Origin of the sequence: Piscinibacter sp., from assembly GCF_050175855.1 — a bacterium.
Classification (GTDB): Bacteria; Pseudomonadota; Gammaproteobacteria; order Burkholderiales; family Burkholderiaceae_C; genus Piscinibacter.
Genome location: NZ_JBFXIO010000013.1, coordinates 1 through 21527 on the forward strand (window position 1 = coordinate 1; position 21527 = coordinate 21527).

The 21527-nt window shown below is 70.0% G+C and carries 16 protein-coding genes; 9 read left to right on the top strand and 7 right to left on the bottom strand.

What is annotated here, in order from left to right:
* Positions 1-1253 (bottom strand): LPS-assembly protein LptD (locus AB7U92_RS02265; protein WP_428574300.1); only part of this gene is annotated, 1253 nt, incomplete at its 3' end.
* Positions 1254-1344: 91 nt separating this feature from the next.
* On the opposite strand from AB7U92_RS02265, the gene AB7U92_RS02270 reads away from it, so the two are divergent.
* Positions 1345-2442, top strand: coding sequence for an aminoglycoside phosphotransferase family protein (locus AB7U92_RS02270; protein WP_428574302.1), 1098 nt, complete (start codon positions 1345-1347; stop codon positions 2440-2442).
* Here the strand turns inward: AB7U92_RS02270 and AB7U92_RS02275 are convergent.
* Positions 2436-3398 (bottom strand): LysR family transcriptional regulator, encoded by a 963-nt coding sequence (locus AB7U92_RS02275; RefSeq protein ID WP_428574304.1) that lies wholly within the window; start codon positions 3396-3398, stop codon positions 2436-2438. The two genes, AB7U92_RS02270 and AB7U92_RS02275, sit on opposite strands and share 7 nt — an antisense overlap.
* Before the next feature lie 111 nt (positions 3399-3509).
* Here AB7U92_RS02275 and AB7U92_RS02280 point away from each other — a divergent pair, with 111 nt between their 5' ends.
* Positions 3510-3827 carry a DUF4148 domain-containing protein gene (locus AB7U92_RS02280; protein WP_428574306.1) on the top strand — a complete coding sequence of 106 codons (318 nt, stop codon included), beginning with the start codon at positions 3510-3512 and terminating at the stop codon, positions 3825-3827.
* 92 nt (positions 3828-3919) lie between these two features.
* Positions 3920-5590 carry an NAD(P)/FAD-dependent oxidoreductase gene (locus AB7U92_RS02285; RefSeq protein WP_428574308.1) on the top strand — a complete coding sequence of 557 codons (1671 nt, stop codon included), beginning with the start codon at positions 3920-3922 and terminating at the stop codon, positions 5588-5590.
* On the opposite strand, the gene AB7U92_RS02290 is transcribed toward AB7U92_RS02285, so the two are convergent.
* From AB7U92_RS02290 to AB7U92_RS02300, 3 genes are all read right to left on the bottom strand, one after another.
* Positions 5591-6079: a flagellar basal body-associated FliL family protein gene (locus AB7U92_RS02290; protein WP_428574310.1), complete on the bottom strand. Its 489-nt coding sequence runs from the start codon at positions 6077-6079 to the stop codon at positions 5591-5593.
* Between the two features lie 113 nt (positions 6080-6192).
* A complete protein-coding gene (locus tag AB7U92_RS02295; protein ID WP_428574312.1) occupies positions 6193-7668 on the bottom strand; it encodes a M20 family metallopeptidase in 1476 nt (491 codons plus the stop codon).
* A gap of 45 nt (positions 7669-7713) precedes the next feature.
* Positions 7714-8550: an alpha/beta hydrolase gene (locus tag AB7U92_RS02300; protein ID WP_428574314.1), complete on the bottom strand. Its 837-nt coding sequence runs from the start codon at positions 8548-8550 to the stop codon at positions 7714-7716.
* Between the two features lie 87 nt (positions 8551-8637).
* Between AB7U92_RS02300 and AB7U92_RS02305 the strand changes: the two genes are divergently transcribed.
* From AB7U92_RS02305 to AB7U92_RS02330, 6 genes are all read left to right on the top strand, one after another.
* Positions 8638-9543 carry an enoyl-CoA hydratase-related protein gene (locus AB7U92_RS02305; RefSeq protein WP_428574316.1) on the top strand — a complete coding sequence of 302 codons (906 nt, stop codon included), beginning with the start codon at positions 8638-8640 and terminating at the stop codon, positions 9541-9543.
* A 168-nt stretch (positions 9544-9711) separates the two neighbouring features.
* The gene (locus AB7U92_RS02310) at positions 9712-10896 is read left to right on the top strand and encodes an efflux RND transporter periplasmic adaptor subunit (RefSeq protein ID WP_428574318.1); all 1185 of its coding nucleotides are present in this window, start codon (positions 9712-9714) and stop codon (positions 10894-10896) included.
* 10 nt (positions 10897-10906) lie between these two features.
* A complete protein-coding gene (locus tag AB7U92_RS02315) occupies positions 10907-14122 on the top strand; it encodes an efflux RND transporter permease subunit (protein ID WP_428574321.1) in 3216 nt (1071 codons plus the stop codon).
* The gene (locus AB7U92_RS02320; protein ID WP_428574323.1) at positions 14115-15494 is read left to right on the top strand and encodes an efflux transporter outer membrane subunit; all 1380 of its coding nucleotides are present in this window, start codon (positions 14115-14117) and stop codon (positions 15492-15494) included. Before AB7U92_RS02315 ends, AB7U92_RS02320 begins: the two co-directional genes overlap by 8 nt.
* A 143-nt stretch (positions 15495-15637) precedes the next feature.
* On the top strand, positions 15638-17440 hold the full coding sequence (locus tag AB7U92_RS02325) for an ATP-binding protein (protein WP_428574325.1): 1803 nt from the start codon (positions 15638-15640) through the stop codon (positions 17438-17440).
* A gap of 663 nt (positions 17441-18103) precedes the next feature.
* Entirely contained in the window at positions 18104-20143 is a 2040-nt protein-coding gene (locus AB7U92_RS02330) for a PQQ-binding-like beta-propeller repeat protein (RefSeq protein ID WP_428574327.1), read from the top strand.
* Positions 20144-20570: 427 nt separating this feature from the next.
* On the opposite strand, the gene AB7U92_RS02335 is transcribed toward AB7U92_RS02330, so the two are convergent.
* Positions 20571-21158 (bottom strand): uracil-DNA glycosylase family protein, encoded by a 588-nt coding sequence (locus tag AB7U92_RS02335; protein ID WP_428574329.1) that lies wholly within the window; start codon positions 21156-21158, stop codon positions 20571-20573.
* A complete protein-coding gene (locus AB7U92_RS02340; RefSeq protein WP_428574331.1) occupies positions 21155-21526 on the bottom strand; it encodes a c-type cytochrome in 372 nt (123 codons plus the stop codon). Before AB7U92_RS02340 ends, AB7U92_RS02335 begins: the two co-directional genes overlap by 4 nt.
* Position 21527 lies beyond the last annotated feature (1 nt).

The following is a 21527-nucleotide window of genomic DNA, read 5'->3' on the forward strand; positions in this document are numbered from 1 at the left end:
CCGTTGTCGGGCTCGGTGAAGCGGTTGAGCTCGGTCTCCAGCGCGAATTCGAAGCCGCCGAAGCGCTGCAGGCCGCGCACGCCGACCTGCGGTGCGCGGTCGTAGGGCGACTCGATGCGGCTGGCGTCGTCCTGCAGCACCTGCCAGCGGTGCACGCGGGCGTAGCTGATCCAGCCGTTGAAGTCGCGGCGCGCTGCGAGGTCGGCCAGCAGCAACCGCGGGGTGATGCTGGGCACGGCGCGCGGGAAGTCCTTCCAGTAGGCGTCGTCGGAAACGCGCAGCCCGTTGAAGCTGAAACTCGCACCCAGCGGCAGCGTGCCCTCGTGCGAGAGGTTCAGCGCATGCCTCGCCTGGCCGGTCAGGCGATCGTTGGGCAGCAGGTGCACGTTGGCCTTGCCCTGGAAACCCGGCTCCAGGTAGCGGAACTCGGCTTCGCCGCCGAAGCCGCGCTTGGCCGACACCGTCGGCGTGAGCGTGGCGTCGCGGTTGGGGGCGATGTTCCAGTACCAGGGGATCGAGAACTGCAGGCCGCTCTTGCTGTCGAGGTTGATCGACGGCGGCAGCCAGCCCGACTTGCGCTCGTCGGTGAGCGGAAAGCTCAGCACCGGTGCGCCGAGGATGGGCACGCCGTAGAAGCGCAGCACCGCGTTCTCGGCGATGCCCTCGTTGGCCTCGAAGTCCATCTTCACCCGGTCGGTGGCGAGCAGCCAGGCCGGCCCGCCGCTGCCGTCGCTCGGGCAGCTGGTGTAGGTGGCGCCGCTGGCGATGGCGCGCTGCTCGTCGAGGAAGTCGATGCGACGGGCCGTCCCGCCCGCGCCGGTGCGCCCGAAGCGGTAGCTCGGCTCGAGGAAGAAGCCCTCGAAGCGCTGCACGTGCAGCTGCAGCTCGGGCCCGCTGTAGACGTTGCCGTCGCGGCTGATGCGCACGTTGCCGCGCGCCAGCGCGAGGTCTTCCGCATGGTCGTAGCGCAGGCTGTCGGCGCTGAGCACCAGGCCGCCGCGGCGGAATTCGGCCTCGCCTTCGGCCACCGTCTCCAGGTCGGGCCGGCCGCGCAGCTCGCGGGCGCGCAGGATGATCGGCAGCACCTTGGCGCCCTCGCCGCGCGGCAGCGGCTTCAGCTCGGTGGCCGGCTTCAGCGCCAGCGTCGGCTCGGGGAGTTCCTGCGCGCGCGCTGCGCCGGCCGCCGCCATGGCCAGGGCCAGCGGCGCGAGCCGCCAGTGGCGAGGCAGGGTCGGGCGAGGCGGAGAAGGCACGTGCAGCAAGGAGAGCGAGGCACCGTGCAACTTCGCCGGCACGAACGGCTGGAGGCCGCACGGCCGCGGGACGGCGGGGGTGGTTTGTAGAATGAATTATCCACGAGGCCCCTCGGCCGCCACCGCCTTGACCACCCCCCCGACTCCCGCATCGATCACCTGGCATGACGCCACGCGCCGCGACGCCTTCGAGCGCTGGCTCGCCGGCGCGGCGGCGCGCCGCAGCCTGGACAGCCGCACCCTGCGCAGCGCCTCCAGCGACGCCAGCTTCCGCCGCTACTTCCGCATCGAGGGCCAGGGCGCCAGCTTCATCGTCATGGACGCCCCGCCGCCGCAGGAAGACGTGCGCGCCTTCGTGGCGGTGGCTGCCCTGCTGCAGTCCGCCGGGCTGCATGCACCGCAGGTGCTCGAGCAGGACGTCGCGCAGGGCTTCCTGCTGCTGACCGACCTCGGCTCGCGCCTGTACCTCGACGAACTGAACGCCGCGGTGGCCCGCGGCGACGGCCGGCACGTCGATGCGCTGATGCGCGCCGCCATCGCCGCGCTGGTGCAGTGGCAGTCGCGCGCCGATGCCAGCGGCCTGCCGCCCTACGACGACGCACTGCTGCGCCGCGAACTGTCGCTCTTCCCCGACTGGTGCGTGGCGCGCCAGTACGGCGTCACCTGGAGCGACACGCAGCAGCAGCACTGGCAGGCCGCGTGCGACCTGCTGGTGCGCAGCGCACTGGCCCAGCCCGCGGTGGCCGTGCACCGCGACTACATGCCGCGCAACCTGATGGTGGCCGAGCCCAACCCGGGCATCCTCGACTTCCAGGATGCGGTGCGCGGACCGATCAGCTACGACGTGGCCTCGCTGCTGCGCGACGCCTTCATCTCGTGGGACGAGGAGCAGGAGATCGACTGGGCGGTGCGCTACTGGGAGGCGGCGCGCAAGGCCGGGTTGCCGGTGGACGGCGACTTCGGCGAGTTCTGGCGCCAGCTCGAGTGGATGGGCCTGCAGCGCCACCTCAAGGTGCTGGGCATCTTCTGCCGCCTGAAGCACCGCGACGGCAAGCCGAAATACAGCGAGGACCTGCCGCGTTTCTTCACCTACGCGCACAAGGTGGCCACGCGCTACAACGGCCTCGGCCCGCTGGCGCGGCTGCTCGAGCCCTTGATGGGCACCGAGCGGGTGGACGCCTTCTACTGAGCCGTCGGTTGCGTCTCGCAGCCCGCCGCGATCAGCCACGGATCGCGGTCTTCCCCGCCGAAGACCTGCACCAGGAAGTCGACGAAGGCGCGCGTGCGCGCCGGCACGTGCTTGCGCGTCGGCATGGCGGCATACAGGCGTGCCTCGAACAGCCGCCATTGCGGCAGCACCCGCTCCAGCGCGCCCTCGCGCAGCGCGTCCTCGGCCACGAACGACGGCAGCCCGGCAATGCCCAGTCCGTGCAGCGCGGCGGCGTAGAGCATGTCGATGTGGGTGGTGCCCAGCACCGGCCGAGGTGGCGTGAGGGTGACGATGTCGCCGGCCGGCTCGTCGTCGCCGACGACGCCGCGGCTGAAGCTCAGCTCGCGCAGCACGGCCGGCATCATCGCGTCGTGCCCGGTGAGTTCGGATGGATGTTCGGGCCTGCCGCGGCGGTCGAGATAGGCCGGTGAGGCGCAGGCGATCACCTCGCTCCTGGCCAGCCGCCGGGCGACGAAATCGCCGTCCAGCGGACGCCGCGCCACCGACAGGATGGTGACATCGAAAGTCTCGTCGAGGCTCTCCACCGGGCCCGGCGCGGCGAGCTCGATCGTCACCTTCGGGTACTGCGCGTGGAAGGCCGGCAGGTGCTTGGCGAGCTGGTGCACCGCGAAGGCCGGTGGCGCCAGCACGCGCAGGTGCCCGCGCGGCTCGCTGGCCGCCGCGCTGGCCAGCGCCTCGGCTTCTTCCACCTCGGTGAGGATGGCGCGCACGCGCTCCAGGTAGGCCTCGCCGATGTCGGTGAGCGCCAGGCGCCGTGTGGTGCGGTTGATCAGCCGCGCGCCGAGGTGCTCCTCGAGGTCGGCCACCAGGCGTGTGACCACGGCCGGCGAGAGGTTCATCTCTCGCGCCGCGCCGGCGAAGCTGCCCGCGTCGATCACGCGGGCGAAAGCCCGCATCGAGTGGAGTCGGTCCATGCGATTGTTTCCGTTTCGGCAATGCCGTGTTGGATCGTATGCGGTTTATTGATCAACATGCAATGCCTACAGTTCACCTCACCGAAACGCTGATCCCGAAAGGAACACACCATGAACCGCAAGCAAGTCATCGCCGCCGCCCTCTTCGCCGCCATCGGCACCTCCGCCTTCGCCGTCGAGGCCGAGCAGGTCGTCGCTCCCAAGGGCCAGCTGACCCGCGCCGAAGTGCAGGCCGAATTCACCCGTGCCCGCGCTGCCGGGGAGCTGGCCTACGCCAACGAGAGCTACGGCGGCGTGAAGCAGCAGGCCTTTGCCGCCCGCGCCGGTGCGATCGAGCTCAGCGCCTCGCGTGACCGCGACGAGGTGCGCGCCGAAGGTCGCGCCGCCGCCCGTGCCGGCAAGATCAATACGGACTACGTTGGCGGTTGAGTTCCGAACGCTCCTTCCGCACTGACCGACCAGGCCGCCTCCGGGCGGCCTTTGTCATGCGCGGTCCGGGCTGCGAACGACAATACGAGCCCATGCTGCGAATCACCGAACTGCGCCTGCCGCTGAACCACCCCGAGCCCGCGCTGCGCGAAGCGGTGCTCGCGCGGCTGGGCATCGCCGACGCGGCGCTGAAACGCATGGAGATGTTCCGCCGCGGCTACGACGCCCGCCGCAAGAGCGACATCGTGCTCGTCTACACGCTGGACTGCGAGGTCGACGACGAAGCCGCGGTGCTGGCGAGCCATGCCGGTGACCCGCACATCCGCCCGGCGCCGGACACGCGCTACCGCTTCGTGGCCGAGCTGCCGGCCGACTACGCCGCCGCGCAGCCGCTGCGGCCGCTGGTGATCGGATTCGGCCCCTGCGGCCTGTTCGCCGCGCTGATCCTGGCGCAGATGGGCCTGCGGCCGATCGTGCTGGAACGCGGCAAGGCGGTGCGCGAGCGCACCCAGGACACCTGGGGCCTGTGGCGGCGCCGCGAGCTCAACCCGGAGTCGAACGTGCAGTTCGGCGAGGGTGGCGCCGGCACCTTCTCCGACGGCAAGCTGTGGAGCCAGATCAGCGACCCGCGCCACCTCACGCGCAAGGTGCTCACCGAGTTCGTCAAGGCCGGCGCGCCGGAGGAGATCCTCTACGTCAGCAAGCCGCACATCGGCACCTTCCGGCTCGTCTCGATGATCGAGAAGATGCGCGCGGAGATCGAGGCGCTCGGCGGCGAGATCCGCTTCAGGAGCCACGTCACCGACATCCGCATCGAGGCCGGCCGCGTCCGCGGCGTGCAGCTCGACGACGGCACGCAGATCGACGCCGACCACGTGATCCTCGCGCTCGGCCACAGCGCGCGCGACACCTTCGCCATGCTGCACGAGCGCGGCGTGTTCATGGAGCCCAAGCCGTTCTCGGTGGGCTTTCGCATCGAGCATCCGCAGTCGGTGATCGACCGCGCCCGCTTCGGCCCGAACGCCGGCCACCCGCTGCTCGGCGCGGCCGACTACAAGCTGGTGCACCACGCGAAGAACGGCCGCTCGGTCTACAGCTTCTGCATGTGCCCCGGCGGCACGGTGGTGGCGGCCACCTCCGAGCCGGGGCGCGTGGTCACCAACGGCATGAGCCAGTACTCGCGTAACGAGCGCAACGCCAATGCGGGCATCGTGGTCGGCATCGCGCCGGCCGACTACCGGCAGGACGGCCGCAAGGGCGACGACAGCGGCCCGGTGAGCCCGCTGGACGGCATCGCCTTCCAGCGCGCGCTGGAGTCGCGTGCCTTCGTGCTCGGCGGCGAGAACTACGACGCGCCGGGACAGCGCCTGGCCGACTTTCTGGCCGACCGGCCGTCGCGCGGCTTCGAGTCGGTGGTGCCCTCGTACAAGCCCGGCGTGCGGCCGACGAACCTCGGCGAGCGTGGCAACGAGAGCCTGCCGCCCTACGCGATCGAGGCGATCCGCGAGGCGCTGCCCGCCTTCGAGCGGCAGATCCGCGGATTCGCGATGCCCGATGCAGTGCTCACCGGCGTGGAGACGCGCACTTCGTCGCCGCTGCGCATCACGCGCGGTCGCGATGGGCAGAGCGTGAACGTGAAGGGCCTGTACCCGGCGGGCGAGGGCGCAGGCTATGCGGGCGGGATCATGTCCGCCGGCGTCGACGGCATCGAGGTGGCCGAGGCAGTGGCGCGCTCGCTGCTCGGCCTGGTCGTTGCGGATTGACTACTGCGGCTTGACCAGCAGATCCTGGATCGCCACCGATTTGACCGCCGGCTCGTCTCCGTCGCTGTAGAGATAGGCATTGAGCCGGTCGCGCATGTCCTCGGCCAGCCGCGGAATGCCCTGGGCCGAGCCGATCTGAGCGCGCGTCTGCTGCGCGATGCTGACTTCGAGCAGCAGGCCTACTTGCTGCACGTTGCGCTGGATGGTGGACTTCGCGCCGCTATCGGGCACGTCGAGCGCGACGCGCGCCTTGACCACCGTGCCGTCGGAAGTACTGGCGCGCACCGTCGGCAGCGTCACCCAGTCGGGCGCCGCGCGGCTGGGCGATGGGTCCGACCAGGGCATGTCGATCCACGACATGCCCACCGACACACCCACCGGCACGGAGATCAGCGCCGTGACCACGGCGACGACGAGCAGGGTGCGGCGCGTGTCGGCGCCGGAGGCGGCAGCGGCGGCGTGGGCAGGAGCGGGCGAGAGCTTGGCCATCGGGCAGGTTCGGCGGAACGGAACCCCGATTAGAGGGGCGACCGGCCCGTCGCGAACGCCCGATCAGCGCGCCGTCTTCCCCGCTGTTGTGGCGCGTTTCACGGAAGCGCCGCTCAGGGGCAGGCGGCCATCACTTGTGCCACCGCCGCCGTCAACTTCTTGCCGTAGGGCACATGCAGGAACTCGTTCGGGCCGTGGGCATTGCTCTTCGGCCCGAGCACGCCGCAGACCATCATCTGGGCCTGCGGGAAGCCCTGCTGCAGCATGCCCATCAGCGGGATCGTGCCGCCCTGCCCGATGAAGCCGCAGGGCGCGCCGAAGTGAAGGCGCGAGGCGGCGTGAAGCGCGTCTTCCATCCACGACGCCAGGCTCGGCGCATTCCAGCCCGATGCGCCCATCGCGCCGACGCGGCCATCGGCGTTGAAGGTGACGCGCGCGTTGTACGGTGCGTTGTCCTCCAGCAGCGTCTTGAGCTCGGCCGCGGCGCGGTTGCCGTCGACCAGCGGCGGCAGCCGCAGCGACAGCTTGAAGGCGGTGTAGGGCCGCAGCACGTTGCCGGCGTTGCGCAGCTCGGGAAAGCCGTCGGCGCCGGTGACCGACAGCGTCGGTTTCCAGGTGCGGTTGAGCAGCGCCTGCGTCGGGTCGGTGGTGGTCGGCAGCGTCGGGCCACCGTCGGCGCCGCAGGCCCAGGGGAAGCGCTTCCACACCTCGTCGCCGAGGATGGCCGCGGTGGCGCGCGCCTGCTCGAGGCGATCGGACGGAATCTCGCAGTGGAAGCTGCCCGGCAGCAGCTCGCCGGTCTTCGAATCCTCCAGCCGGTCGAGCACCTGGCGCAGGATGCGGAAGCTCGACGGCACCAGTCCGCTGGAGTCGCCCGAGTGCACGCCCTCGGTGAGGATCTCCACCTTCAGCGTGCCGGTGACGTTGCCGCGCAGGCTGGTGGTGAGCCAGAGCTGGTCGTAGTTGCCGGCCCCGCTGTCCAGGCAGACCACCAGCGCCACGTTGCCCAGCCGCGGCTTGAGCACGTCGATGTAGGCCGGAAGGTCGAAGGAGCCGCTTTCCTCGCAGGTCTCGATCAGGCCGACGCAGCGCGGCCGCGGGATGCCCTGCCGGTCGAGCGCCTCGATGGCGGTGATGCTGGCGTAGATGGCGTAGCCGTCGTCGGCGCCGCCGCGGCCGTAGAGCAGGCCGTTCTCGTACTTGGGCGTCCAGGGGCCGAGGTCGTTGCGCCAGCCGTTGAACTCCGGCTGCTTGTCGAGGTGGCCGTACAGGCAGATGGTGTCGGTGCTGCCGGCCCGGGTGGCAGGCACCTCGAAGAAGATCACCGGCGTGCGGCCTTCGAGGCGGATCACTTCCAGCTTCAGGCCGGTGATCTTGCGCCCCTCGACCCAGGTCGCCGCGTCGCGCACCACGCGCTCGATGTGGCCGTGCTGCGCCCACTCGGCGTCGAACATCGGGCTCTTGGCGGGAATGGCGATGTAGTCGGTCAGTGCCGGGACGATCTGCTCGTCCCAGACCTGCTCCGCAAAGGCGGCAATCGCGGACGATTCGTCGGGCTGCAGCGGCAGCAGCGGGTCACGGGCGTTCATGGGGCGGCTCCGGTTCCGGATGGGAGCGGCAAGTGTAGGACCGGCTCAGCCGCGCTGCGCGATCCACGCGCCGAGGCGCTCGATCACCTGCGCGCGCTCGGGCTCGTTGAAGATCTCGTGGGCCAGGCCCTCGAATGCCTGCGCCTGCAACACCGCGGCCGGCGCGGCCGCCGCGAACGCGGCGCTGCCGCGCGGCGCCACGCAACGGTCGGCACCCGCCCACATCAGCAGCGTGGGCACGCGCCAGCGCGGCGCCAGCGAGCGCACGAGCTCGCCGCCCTCGAGGATGAAGCGCGCCAGCCGCGGCGTGATGCGATCGTGCACCAGCGGATCGGCCACATAGGCCTTCACGACGGCGGCATCGCGGGAGACCCACTCCGGCTTCAGGCCGTTGCCGACTGCGAGGTCGGGCGCCAGCCGGCCGAGCGTGGCCAGCAGCAGCTTCTGCACAGCGTTCATGTCGGCCGCGAGCGCGGGCGACGACAACACCAGCGCATCGACCTCGCGCGACCATGCTGCCGGCTGCGGCCGCAGCGCCTCGGCCACGAAGCGCGCGGCGATCAGCCCGCCCATGCTGTGGCCGAGCAGCAGCAGCCGGCCCGGATGCTGCGCACGCACCGCATCGATGACGAGTGCGAGGTCTTCGAGCAGCACCTCGTCGCGGGCTATGCGGCCGCGCGCCCCGCCGCTGCGGCCGTGGCCGCGGTGATCGTGGGCGATCACGTTCCAGCCCCAGCCGTTGAGCGCCGCGGCCACGTGGCCGTAGCGGCCGGCGTGCTCGCCCAGGCCGTGCACGACCAGCACGGTGCCACGCGGCGCGGCGCAGGGCCACCGGTGCAGGTGAAGCGCGAGGCCGTCGGCGGAGGTCAGGGTCGGTGGCATGGCCGCGAGTGTAGGCAGCGGCCGTCGCGGCCGGTATTGACAAGGACCCTTGTCGCGTTAGCCTGACGGGCTGTTGCTGGAGACCCCATGAACGACTTCTTCACGCTGCGCACCGAAGGCCACGTTGCCCACCTGCAGCTGAGCCGCCCCGAGCGCATGAACACCATGTCGCCGGCCTTCTTCCCGGCGCTGCGCGACGCGGTACGCGGCCTGCAGGACGACGCGGCCACGCGTGTGCTGGTGGTCTCGTCGACCGGCAAGCACTTCAGCGCTGGCATGGCGCTCGACGTCTTCGCGGGCAACGCGTCGCCGGACAGCGCGCCCTCGAAGGAACGCCGCGACCCGCACGCCGACGCGCAGCGCCAGGCCGTCGGCGCGCTGATGCAGATGCTCGACACGCGCAGCCCGCGAGCGCGACTGAGCTTCCAGGAATCGCTGCGCCGGCTGATCGACTGCTTCAGCGCGCTCGACGAGGCGCGCTTCCCGGTGATCTGCGCCGTGCAGGGCGGCTGCATCGGCGGCGCGCTCGACCTCGCCACCGCCTGCGACATCCGCGTGTGCAGCGCCGATGCCTTCTTCACCGTGCAGGAGATCCACATCGGCATGATGGCCGACCTCGGCGTCCTGCAGCGGCTGGCCAAGATCGTGCCGCCCGGCGTGGCGCGGCAGATGGCCTACACCGGCGAGCGCGTCGACGCGAAGCGCGCGCTGGAGACCGGCCTGGTCAATGCCGTGCTGGCCGACGCCGACGCGACGCTGGCGCACGCAATGGAGCTGGCGCGCCAGATCGCCGCCAAGTCGCCGCTGGCGGTGGCTGGCAGCAAGCTCGCGCTCAACCACGCGCGCGACCACGGCACAGCTGCATCGCTGCAGCAGATGACGCTGCTGCAGAGCGCCATCTTCGACACCAGCGAGATGGCCGAGGCGATCGCCGCCTGGAAGGAAAAGCGTGACGGCGACTTCGCGCCCTTGACGCAGATCGCGCGTTTCTGATGCGCACTGCCGCGGTGCGCGGGCGTCGCCTGCAAGCGCACGCATTCTTGGTTAGCATGGATCAAGCAGTCTCCCGCACGCCGAGCCCACCGGCCAGCCCCCGCGTGCACTCCCACTGACCCTGCCGCTGGCCCAAGAGGCTGGCGGTCTGCCTTTCGAGGACAGGCCATGACCCCTGGCGTCCGCGCGCTCGCGCTCTCCCTGGCCGTTGCCGGCTCCCTTTCGCTCCATGGCTGCAGCCGCAGCGAGGCCCAGGGCGGCCCGCCGATGGCCCCGCCGGTCTCCGCCGCGCCCGCTGTCGCGCGAGACGTGACCCTCTACGACGAGTTCAGCGGCCGCCTCGAGGCGGTCGAGACCGTCGAGTTGCGCTCGCAGGTGGCCGGCACGCTGCAACGCGTGCACTTCCGCGATGGCCAGGAGGTCCGGCGCGGCGAGCTGATGTTCAGCATCGACCCCCGCCCCTTCAGCGCCGAGCTGGCGCGTCTGGAGGCCCAGCTCGCCGCCGCGCGCAACGCTGCGGCGCTGGCCGACACCGAGCTCGTGCGCACCCGCAAGCTGCTCGAGCAGAAAGCAGTGTCGCAGCAGGAGGCCGACCAGGCCGAGGCCACCGCGCGCAACGCCGCCTCGGCCGTGCGTGCCGCCGAAGCGGGCGTGGCCGCAGCGAAGCTCAACGTCGAGTACACCCAGATCCGCGCGCCGATCGCCGGCCGCGCGTCACGCGCCAACGCGACCGCCGGCAACCTCGTCGGCGCCGGTGATCCGGTGCTGACGAGCATCGTCGCGCAGAACAAGGTGCACGCCTGGTTCGACGTCAGCGAGCAGGCCTGGCTGCGCGTGCGCGGCCAGTTCAAGGGCAATGCCATGCCGAAGGTCGAGCTGGCGCTGGCCGACGAGCGCGGCTTTCCGCATGCCGGCTCGGTGGACTTCGTCGACAACCGCCTGAACCCGGCCACCGGCGCGATCCGCGTGCGCGCGGTGTTCGACAACGCCGACCGCCGCTTCGTGCCCGGCCTGTACGCGAAGCTGCGCCTGGCTGGCGGCACGGCGGCGCAGGCGGTGCTGACGCCCGAGCGCGCCATCGGCACCGACCAGACCAAGCGCTACGTGTTCGTCGTCGGCGCCGACAAGACCGCGCAGTTCCGCGTGGTTCAGCTCGGGCCGCTGCTGGACGGCGGCATGCGCGTCATCACCGGCGGGCTGAAGGCCGGCGAGCTGGTGGTGGTCAACGGACTTCAGCGCGTGCGCCCCGGCGCACCGCTGAATGCGCAGGTGCTGGCAGTGGACGCGCAGGGGCAGCCGGTGGAGCCGCCGCCGCCCGGCGCACCGGCGGCGTCCTCTCCGACGAAGTCATGAGGCGCGCGCCATGAACATCTCGCGCTTCTTCATCGACCGGCCGCGCTTCGCGGCCGTGCTGTCGATCCTCATCTTCCTCGTCGGTCTGATCGCGCTGCAGCGGCTGCCGATCTCCGAGTATCCCGAGGTCACGCCGCCGCAGGTGGTGGTGCGCGCGCAGTTCCCCGGCGCCAACCCGCGGGTGATCGCCGAGACGGTGGCCACGCCGCTGGAAGAGCAGATCAACGGCGTCGAGAACATGCTCTACATGAGCAGCCAGGCCTCGGCCGACGGTGCGATGACGCTGTCGATCAGCTTCAAGATCGGCACCGACCCCGAAGTGGCCGCCACCGAGGTGCAGAACCGCGTCAACCGTGCGCTGCCGCGCCTGCCCGACATCGTGCGGCAGATCGGCGTGACCACCGAGAAGAGCTCGCCGAACTTCATCATGGTGGTGCACATGGTGTCGCCGGACGAGCGCTACGACGCGCTGTACCTGCGCAACTACGCGGCGCTGAACGTGCGCGACCGGCTGATGCGCATCCCCGGCATCGGCACGGTGATCGCCTTCGGCTCGGGCGACTATGCGATGCGCATCTGGCTCGACCCGACCAAGCTCGCCGCGCGCAACCTCACCTCGGCCGACGTGGTCAAGGCGCTGCGCGAGCAGAACGCGCAGGTGGCCGCCGGCGTGGTGGGCGCGCCGCCGGCGCCCAACCGCACCGAGTTCCAGCTCGCCGTCAACACGCAGGGGCGGCTCAGCACCGAGGCCGAGTTCGCCGACGTGATCGTCAGCGCCGACACCGCCGACGGCTCGCTGGTGCGCATCAAGGACGTCGGCCGCGTCGAGATGGGGCCGAACACCTACGCGCTCGGCTCGCTGCTGAACAACAAGGAAGCCGCGGCGATCGGCATCTTCCAGGCGCCCAACTCCAACGCGCTGGCGCTCTCGGCTGCGGTGCGCGAGACGATGGACGAGCTTCAGCGCGACTTCCCGCCCGGCGTCGACTACGACATCGTCTACGACCCGACGCGCTTCGTGCGCACCTCCATCGAGAAGGTGGTCACCACGCTGTTCGAGGCGATCGCGCTGGTGGTGATCGTCGTCGTGCTGTTCCTGCAGACCTGGCGCGCGTCGATCATCCCGCTGCTGGCGGTGCCGGTGTCCATCGTCGGCACCTTCGCGGTGCTGCTGGCGCTGGGCTTCTCGATCAACACGCTGACCTTGTTCGGCCTGGTGCTGTCCATCGGCATCGTGGTCGACGACGCCATCGTGGTGGTGGAGAACGTCGAGCGCAACATCGAGGCCGGCCTGAACCCGCGCGATGCGGCCGTGCACGCGATGCACGAAGTGTCCGGGCCGATCATCGCCATCGGCCTGGTGCTGTGCGCAGTGTTCGTGCCGCTGGCTTTCGTCAGCGGCCTGGAAGGCCAGTTCTACCGCCAGTTCGCGGTGACCATCGCGATCTCCACCGTGATCTCGGCGTTCAACTCGCTGACGCTGTCGCCGGCGATGGCGGCCTTGCTGCTCAAGCCCAAGGACGTGCCAGCCGACGCACTGACGCGTGCGATGAACGCGGTGTTCGGCCGCTTCTTCGGCGGGTTCAATCGCCTGTTCCGGCGCAATTCCGAGCGCTATGCGCACGGCGTGACGGCGGTGGTGACGAAGCGCAAGGTGGTGGCACTGGTCGTCTACGCCGTGCTGCTCGGCGCCACGGTGCTGCTGTTCCAGCGCGTGCCGCCGGGCTTCGTGCCGCAGCAGGACAAGCAGTACCTGATCGGCATCGCGCAGCTGCCCGAGGGCGCCAGCCTTCAGCGCACGACCGACGTGCTGCAGCGCATGTCGGCCATCGCCAAGGACGTGCCGGGCATCCGCGACTCGGTGGCCTTCCCGGGCCTGTCGATCAACGGATTCACCGCCGCCCCGAACGCCGGCATCGTGTTCTTCGGCCTCGACGAGTTCGAGAAGCGCACCACGCCCGATCTCTCGGCCGACGCCATCGTCGGCCAGGTGAACATGCGGCTCGGCGCGATCCAGGACGCCTTCCTGTTCGTGCTCTCTCCGCCGCCCGTGAACGGCCTGGGAGCGGCCGACGGCTTCAAGCTGCAGATCCAGGACCGCGGCTCGCTCGGCGAAGGCGCGCTGCAGGAGGCGGTGCAGACGCTGATGGGCCGCGTCTATGGCGACCCGAACAGCCCGATCACGCAGTTCTTCAGCAACTACCAGATCAACGTGCCGCAGCTGTTCGCCGACATCGACCGCACCAAGGCCAAGCAGATGGGCGTGAGCCTGACCGACGTGTACGAGACGATGCAGACCTACCTCGGCTCGCTGTACGTGAACGACTTCAACCGCTTCGGCCGCACCTTCCAGGTGATCGTGCAGGCCGACGCCGGCCACCGTGCCACCGCGGAAGACATCGGCCGCCTGAAGGTGCGCAACAGCAAGGGCCAGATGGTGCCGCTGTCGGCCATCATGACCGTCAAGCCGACCTTCGGCCCCGGCGCGGTCGGCCGCTACAACGGCTACTTCACCGCCGACATCAACGGCGCGCCCAAGCCCGGCGTGAGCTCGGGCCAGGCGCAGGCGCACATGGAGAAGCTGCTTGCCGAGACGCTGCCGCGCGGCCTGGGCTACGAGTGGACCGACCTCGTCTACCAGGAGAAGACCGCCGGCAACACCATGGCCTACATCTTCCCGCTGTGCGTGCTGCTGGTGTTCCTCGTGCTCGCCGCCACCTACGAGAGCTGGACGCTGCCGCTGGCGATCATCCTGATCGTGCCGATGTGCATCCTCTCGGCGATGACGGGGGTGTGGATCAGCCAGTTCCTCGGTGCTCCGGGTGACAACAACATCTTCACCAAGGTGGCACTCGTCGTGCTGGTCGGCTTGGCGTGCAAGAACGCGATCCTGATCGTCGAGTTCGCGAAAGACCTCGAAGAACGCGGCGAGAAGCTGGTCGACGCCGTGGTACACGCCTGCCGGCTGCGCCTGCGGCCGATCCTGATGACCTCGATCGCCTTCATCGCCGGCGTGGTGCCGCTGGTCCTGTCCAGCGGCGCCGGCGCCGAGATGCGCCAGGCGATGGGCATCGCGGTGTTCGCCGGCATGCTCGGCGTGACCTTCTTCGGTCTGTTCCTGACGCCGGTGTTCTACGTGGTGCTGCGCCGCTTCACCGAGAAGCGGCGCGAAGCAGCTGCGCATGCCAAGGCCGTGGCCCTGCAGCACGGAGGCGACCATGCGTGAGACCTTGATCGCCGCCGCTGCTGCCGCGCTGCTGGCCGGTTGCGCGGCCGGCCCCGACTACCGCGCGCCGCAGGCCGCGGCCGAGCCGGCCTTCGTGATGCCGGCGGCTGCCGGCGAACCCGCCGCGGCGTTCTGGCGCGGCTTCGCCGACCCGGTGCTCGATGCGCTGATCGCCGATGCGGTGATGGCCAACACCGATGTGCGTCTGGCGCAGGCGCGGCTGCAGGAGGTGCGTTCGCTGGCCGGCGAGGCCGACGCGAACCGGCTGCCGAGTCTCTCGCTCGGCGCCGGCGCCGGGCGGGGCAATCAGATCGGCTTTCCGATCGACGACGTCCTCAGTGTCTCTGCCGCATTCAACTGGGAGCTCGACTTCTTCGGGCGCTCGCGCCGCGCCAGCGAGTCGGCCGCCGCCCAGGTGCAGGCCGGCGAGGCCGGCGTGCTCGCCGCGCAGCGGCTGGTGGGGGCCGAGGTGGCCACGCAGTACCTCGCATTGCGCGCGCTTCAGCAGCGCCTGGCCGTGGCGCAGGAGTCGCTCGTCAACCAGCGCGAGACGCAGCGCATCGTGAAGGCGCGTGCCGACCTCGGCCGCGGCACGCCGCTGGACGTGGCACGCGCCAATGCGCTGGTCGAGACCACCGAGGCTTCGCTGCCGGCGCTGCAAGGCGCGATCGAGCGCACCGCGCTGCGTATCGCCACGCTCAGCGGGCGCACGCCGCGCGCCACGCTGGGGCTGCTGGCCGAGGCCAGGCCGCTGCCCAGCCTGCCGGCCACGGGCGCGCAGGCGCTGGCCGCCGGCACGCCGCAGGGCCTGCTGGAGCGCCGGCCCGACATCCGCGTCGCCGAACGGCAGCTGGCTGCCGCCACCGCGGCGATCGGCGTGGCGCGCGCCGACCTGTACCCGCGCATCAGCTTGGTCGGCCTGCTCGGCTTCACCAGCACGCGTGCGGCCGACCTGTTCGACAGTGCCGGCCGCAACACCAACCTCGGCGCCAGCCTGAGCTGGAGCGCGCTCGACTTCGGCCGCGTGCGCAACCGCATCGGGGCCAGCGAGGCGCGCGCTCAAGTCGCGCTGGTGCAGTGGGAACAGACGGTGCAGCTCGCGCTGGAGGAGACCGAAGGCGCGCTGTTGGCCTATACGCGCAGCGTGCAGCAATCGGCGCGGCTGGAGAACGCCGCACGCGAATCGGCGGAAGCCGCGCGCCTGGCCCGCGTGCGCTACGAGGCGGGTGCGTCCGACCTGCTCACCGTGCTCGACGCCGAGCGCACGGCGTTGGCCGCGCGCGATGCGCTGGTGCAATCGCAGCAGGGCACGCTGGGCGCGATCGTGGCGGTGTACCGCGCGCTCGGCGGCGGATGGACGGTGCCAGGCTGAGGCGGGACGGGGCGGCGTGAACGATGCCGCAACCGGCTGCCGGTGTGCCTCACATGCCGGCCTCGGGTGCCGGTATGCTGGATTGCGATGGCCTCGCCGCACGCCGCGACGGAAGGTCGTCCGGGGCAGCCGAGCCCGCCAGCATGACTTCCCATCCCGACGCTCCCCCGTTGCTGCCCACGCGTTCGATCGACGCGGAGCTCGCGCTGGCCCGCGTCAGCGCGATCTACCGGCTGGCGCCGCAGCCTCAGGCCGGCGCGGTGGTGTTCTCGCTCATCGTAGCCTATGCGATGTGGCCGCACATCGATCCGCGCTGGGTGGTCGGCTGGCTGCTGGCCCGGCTGGCCATCAGCGCCGTGCGTGCCACCGAGACAGGCCGTTTCGAGCGCGATCCGTCACGCGCCGAGCGCCTGGGCTACTGGCAGGCACGGTTCGACGTGCTGATCACGCTCGACAACCTGTGCTGGGGGGTCATCGCGCTGGTGTTCGTTCCGGCCGTGCGCGAATCCATGCTCGGCGTTCTGCTGTTCGCCAGCGTGATGTGCATCACCGCCATCGGCGTGTTCCTCCTGGTCAGCAGCATGCGAACGGCCGTGCTGAATTTCCTGACGATGCTGCTGCCGGTGATCGCACACGCGATCGGGTCGGGATACGAGGATGCGTGGATCGTGGTGGCCAGCCTGATCGTCTACGGCGTGGTGCTCACCCAGGAGAGCTGGCGCAGCTGCCGTGACTGGACGGAGATGACCCGCCTGCGCCTCGAGGCTGCGTCGGTGGCCGCGGCGCGCGAGCAGGCGCGCCAGGTGGCGGTCGAGGCGAGCCAGGCCAAGAGCCGCTTCCTGGCCAACATGAGCCACGAGATCCGCACGCCGATGAACGGCATCCTGGGCATGTCGGAACTGCTGCAGGCCACGCGGCTGGATGCGGAGCAGGCGCGCTACGTTCAGGCCATCTCGACAGCGGCCCAGGCCTTGCACGGCCTGCTGGGCGACGTCCTCGACCTGTCCAAGATCGAGGAAGGCAAGGTCAGGCTGGAGCGTGTGAACTTCGACCCGGCGCAGCTGCTCGCGGGCCTGGCGGCGATCTACCGCGAGCTCGGCCTCGCGCGCGGCGTGACTGTCCGGACGGCGATCGCGCTCGAGGAATGGCCTCGGGTCAGCGGCGACCCCACCCGGCTGCGGCAGGTGGTGACGAACCTGCTGGGCAATGCGCTCAAGTTCACGAGCGCCGGCGCCGTGACCTTGCGCGCCGAGCCCGCGGAGCGGCCCGACGGCGACGGCCGCCCCTGGATCCGGGTCTCGGTGGAGGACACCGGGATCGGCATGACGCCCGACCAGATGGGCCAGCTCTTCCAGCGCTTCTCGCAGGCCGACAGCTCCACCACCCGGCGGTTCGGCGGCAGCGGACTCGGCCTGGTGATCTGCAAGAACCTGGTGGAGCTGATGGGCGGCAGCATCCACGCGGACAGTGCGCCGGGGCGTGGCAGCACCTTCTGGTTCGAGGTGCCCCTGGAGGCGGCACTCGACGCCGCGCCTGTTGCAGCGGAAGCCACCCCGGCCGCGCTCCATCCCGCGCGCGTTCTCGTCGTGGAGGACAACAGCGTCAACTGCCTCGTGGTGCAGGCCATGCTCGAGATGCTGGGCATGACGGTGGCGCTGGCCCACGACGGCGCTCAGGCGGTGGCGGCCGTGCAGGCCCACGACTTCGACCTGGTGCTGATGGACTGCCAGATGCCGGTGATGGACGGCTACGAGGCAACGCGGCGCATCCGATCTTCCGGTCATCCGCGCGCGCAGGTGCCCATCATCGCGCTGACGGCGCACGCGCTCGCGGAGGATCGCCAGCGCTGCGAGGCGGCAGGGATGAACGACTACCTGGCCAAGCCCGTTACCAGCGAAGCTTTGGCCAGCGTACTGCAGCGGCATCTGGGTTCGCGCGGTTCCTGAGCGCTGCGGCCAGAGGCTCTCTTGGCGTTGTCGTCCGGTGGCCCGACGAGCCGCCCAAGGGTCAGGCACCAGTCTGTGCCAGCGGCGGAGATCGTTGAACACGACTCCTGACGAAGCGCTGCTTCCGGTACTCGTCGAATGGCACTTGCGGCCCTGAGCCGAAGTTGCTCCTCACAGGTACCGAACGCTCGCCATGAAACTCGATGCAGGCGACATGCTGGCGCTTCAAGCACATTTCGCCTTCGACTGTCTCGAGTCTGCTGGGGAAACCGATGAGTTGGAATCGCGCGAAATCGCGACTGCATCACCTTGCAGCATCGAGAGGGCTCTCACTACCATCCCGATGTACGGCGCGAAGTAGACAAAGCAAAGCGCGCTGGCATCTACGAGGCGCGGATCCAGTGGCCCTTTCTCGAGCGAAAGGACGCGGCGGTCGATAAGCGTGCAGGGAGGAATGACGTGCGAGATGACGAGCGAGGTGGCGAGCGGGTGGTCACGGCGGTGATCGGGCGGCGCGCAGTGCTGCTGGGGACGGCGTTCGCCATGGTGGCCTGTGGTGGAGGCGGCGGCGGATCCGGTGGCGATGCATCCGCTCCTCCGCCCCCGTCGCCACCTCCTCCGCCCCCGCCACCTCCGCCGCCTCCGCCTCCCCCAGTGGCTCCGATGACGATTGCCGGCACGGACGGCGCGGTTCTCGCAAGCGCACTCTCCTTGGACGGCAGCGTCCTCTACATCGGTGGCGAATTCAACCAGGTCGGCCGCCCCACGGGATGCTTTGTCCCCGTGCAGCGCGGCGATGGCGCCATACCGGAGTTCGCCACGCTCAACGGGGCCGTCGACGGCGCGTTGCCGGACGGGAGCGGCGGCTGGTACATCGTCGGCTCGTTCAATGCGATCGGTGCCACGAGCCAGACGCTGGGGCACGTGCTGGCAGACGGATCCTTGCACCCGACCTTCGGGCGAGCCGTGTCCATGCGCGCGTCGGCGATCGCGATCAGTGGCTCGTCGATCATCCTGGCCGGCGTCGAGGTCAGCGGACCGCAGGTATCGCAGGGCGTGGTCGCGGCCTACGATCTCGCCACCGGCACGACGCGGAAGTGGGCAGTCCATGCCAACTCGGGCGTGAGGCAGTTGGTCGCGCTGGGCAACACGGTCTATGCCGGCGGTTTCTTCAGCCGCATGGGCTCCGAGTCGAGACAGTTGCTGGCCGCCCTGGATGCGGGCACCGGCGCTGTGCTGCCGTGGAATCCTTCGCCCGACTTCAACGGCAGCACGGCAACCATCAACTGCCTCGCGGCGACGGCATCCGCCGTGCTGGTCGGGGGGCTGTTCGTGACCATCGGCGGAGCGACGCGCACCAGCGTGGCGGCCCTCGATCCGTCGACGGGCGTCGCCACGAGCTGGGACGTCGCTCTGGATCCCACCCGAGCACCTCCGGTCTACACCATCGTGCCGGATGGCCCGGTCATCTACGTCGGCGGTGCGTTCGCGACGGCGTCGGGTCGGCACCACGAGGGGGTGGTCGCCGTGGATGCCGTCTCCGGGAACGACCTCGCCTGGGAACCGGGCCTCAGCGGCGAGTTCGGCCTTCCGGCGCGCACCGTCTGCGTGGCCGTCGATGCCGACACCGTCTACGTGTCCGGCGCGTTCAAGCTTCCAGGCAGCAGCGAGTTCTCCGCCACGGCAGCGATCAGGAAGATCGATGCCACGGCCCGGCCCTGGCTATCGGCCAGCCTGACAGCGACGATACGAACGATGCAGGCTGACGGTTCGATGGTCTTCGTCGGAGGCGACTTCTCCCTGCTGGCCGGCGCGGTACGCCATCACATCGCCGCCATCGACACGGCGACGGGCCAGGTCCTGGCGTGGAATCCCGACGCGCCAGCCACTGACTTCAACGTTCAGTCGGGCGTCGTTCGGCAGTTGTGCGTGACCGCATCGGCCGTGTACGCGGCTGGATCGTTCACTCGAATCGGTGGGTTCGATCGAGGCGGCATTGCGGCGCTCGACCCGGTGACCGGAGCAGCGACGGCCTGGAATCCGCAGATCACAGGGGCTGTCTCCACACTCGCCGCGTCAGGCTCTCGTCTGTTCGTCGCTGGTCTGACGAGCGTCGACGGGCAGAGCAGAGGAGGTCTTGCCGCGTTCGACCTTCAGACCGGAGCGCTGTTGCCATGGGGGCCGAGCGTCCTGGGCGGCGCCCAGCTTATCGCCACGGAATCCACGGTCTACCTTGACTCCATCGCATTCGACGCGATCACCGGCGCTCAACTTCCCTGGAGACCCGACGTGCAGTCGACGGCGGGGTTCGGTGGCGTCAGCGACATCGCGCTGCACGATGGAGTGGTCTACATGATCGGGGGCTTCGATCGCGTCAACGGAGCGACAAGAGCTGGGCTGGCCGCGGTCGACGCCACCACGGGAGCACTTCTTCCCTGGGCTCCGGGTGGCTTGCTCTACCCCCGGGGCGTTGCCGCCGCAGGTGACTTCGTCTACGTGGCCATGAACCTCGGCGGCGGGAATCCGCCGGCCCTGGCGGTGGCGAAGTTCAGCATCTCCCGTGCCACCTTGGTCCCGTCGAACTATGTGGTCGAAGGGTACGTCACCACGATGGCCATCGGTGGTGGGAAGTGTTACTTCGCCGGTTCGTTCAACAGCTCCAACGGAATGCCGACGCCCAATGTGGTCGTGCTTCCTGCCTAGTTCGCTTCCGATCTCGAACACCCTGGCTCGAGGCAGAGGAGTGTTGGCGCGGTGCTGCGAGAGTGCACAGTCGCAAATCGAAGCGCACTTGCACACGATACGCGCGCCCCAGTTCATTCTCGCGCGCCACGTTCACCAACAGGCCAACTGAATACCACCGCCCCCCAGGAACCAGTTCTCTGCGCAGCGGGGGGATCATGTGGGTGGGTTGAGCCTCTGCGGCCGCGTCAGATCGAGTCCTGTCGATAGCGCTTGAACCGTCGTTCGACCGCTACCGACCCAGACCCGAAGTTCACCGCAGTGATCGGAGTGCCGCAAAGCCGACTTCTGAGCCATCTCCGGTAGGCCGCAGGGAACGAGCATCCCTCGGCAAACTCAGCTGCCCGCACATCAGAATCCGCCGTCGGAAAACAGAGGAACGTCTGGCCTAGATGAGCGAGCGAACCCTGGCCTGAACCGCGGGCATTACCTCGTCTGCGAACCACGGATTCGCCTTGAGCCAGATGTTGTTGCGCGGGCTCGGATGCGGTAGCGGCAGCACCGCCGGCCAGTACTCTCGCCAAGCACGCACGGTGTCCGTCAGGCTGTTCGCAGCCGCATCTGGCAGGTGCCAGGGCAGCGCGTGCAGTCCGATGACCAGCGTCAGCTCGATGTTGGGCAGGGCTTGTAGAAGTCGAGCACGCCACTGCGGCGCGCACTCACGCCGCGGCGGAAGGTCGCCGGAGCTTCCGGTAGCCGGGTAGCAAAATCCCATAGGCAAGATGGCGATCAGCGTCGGGTCATAGAACTGTTCGCGGCTGACCCCCAGCCACCGTCGCAGCCGCTCGCCGCTCGCGTCATCGAAGGGCACGCCGCTGGCGTGAGCCTTCCTGCCTGGCGCCTGGCCGGCGATGAGGATTCGCGCGCGGACATCGGCTTGCAGCACCGGGCGAGGCCCGTGCGGCAAGTGCGCCGCGCAGATCGTGCAGGCACGCACCTCCTTCAGGAGGGAAGGCAGACGCGGGCCCGCGATCATGGCGGGGATACCGCCTTCAAGTAGGCGATCAGGTCCGCGCGGTCGTTGGCGTCCTTCACTTGGACGCCCATCTTCTGGCCGGGGATCAGGCGCTGCGGGTCGGCAAGCCAGGCGTCCAGCGTCCTTTCGGACCAGACCAACCTGGAGGCCTTCAGTGCGGGCGAGTAGTCGTACCCTGGAACGCTACCCGCCCTGCGGCCGAGTACCCCCTGGTGGGACGGCCCGACGCGGCTCTGTTCAACTGAGTGGCAGGCGATGCATCGGCTCTCGTACAGCTGTTGGCCGCGCACGGCATCGCCGGCCCCGAACGCCGTGGGCGCAGTCGCCAACAGCGCGGCGGCCAGCGCGGTCGAGAGATCTCTGTTCATG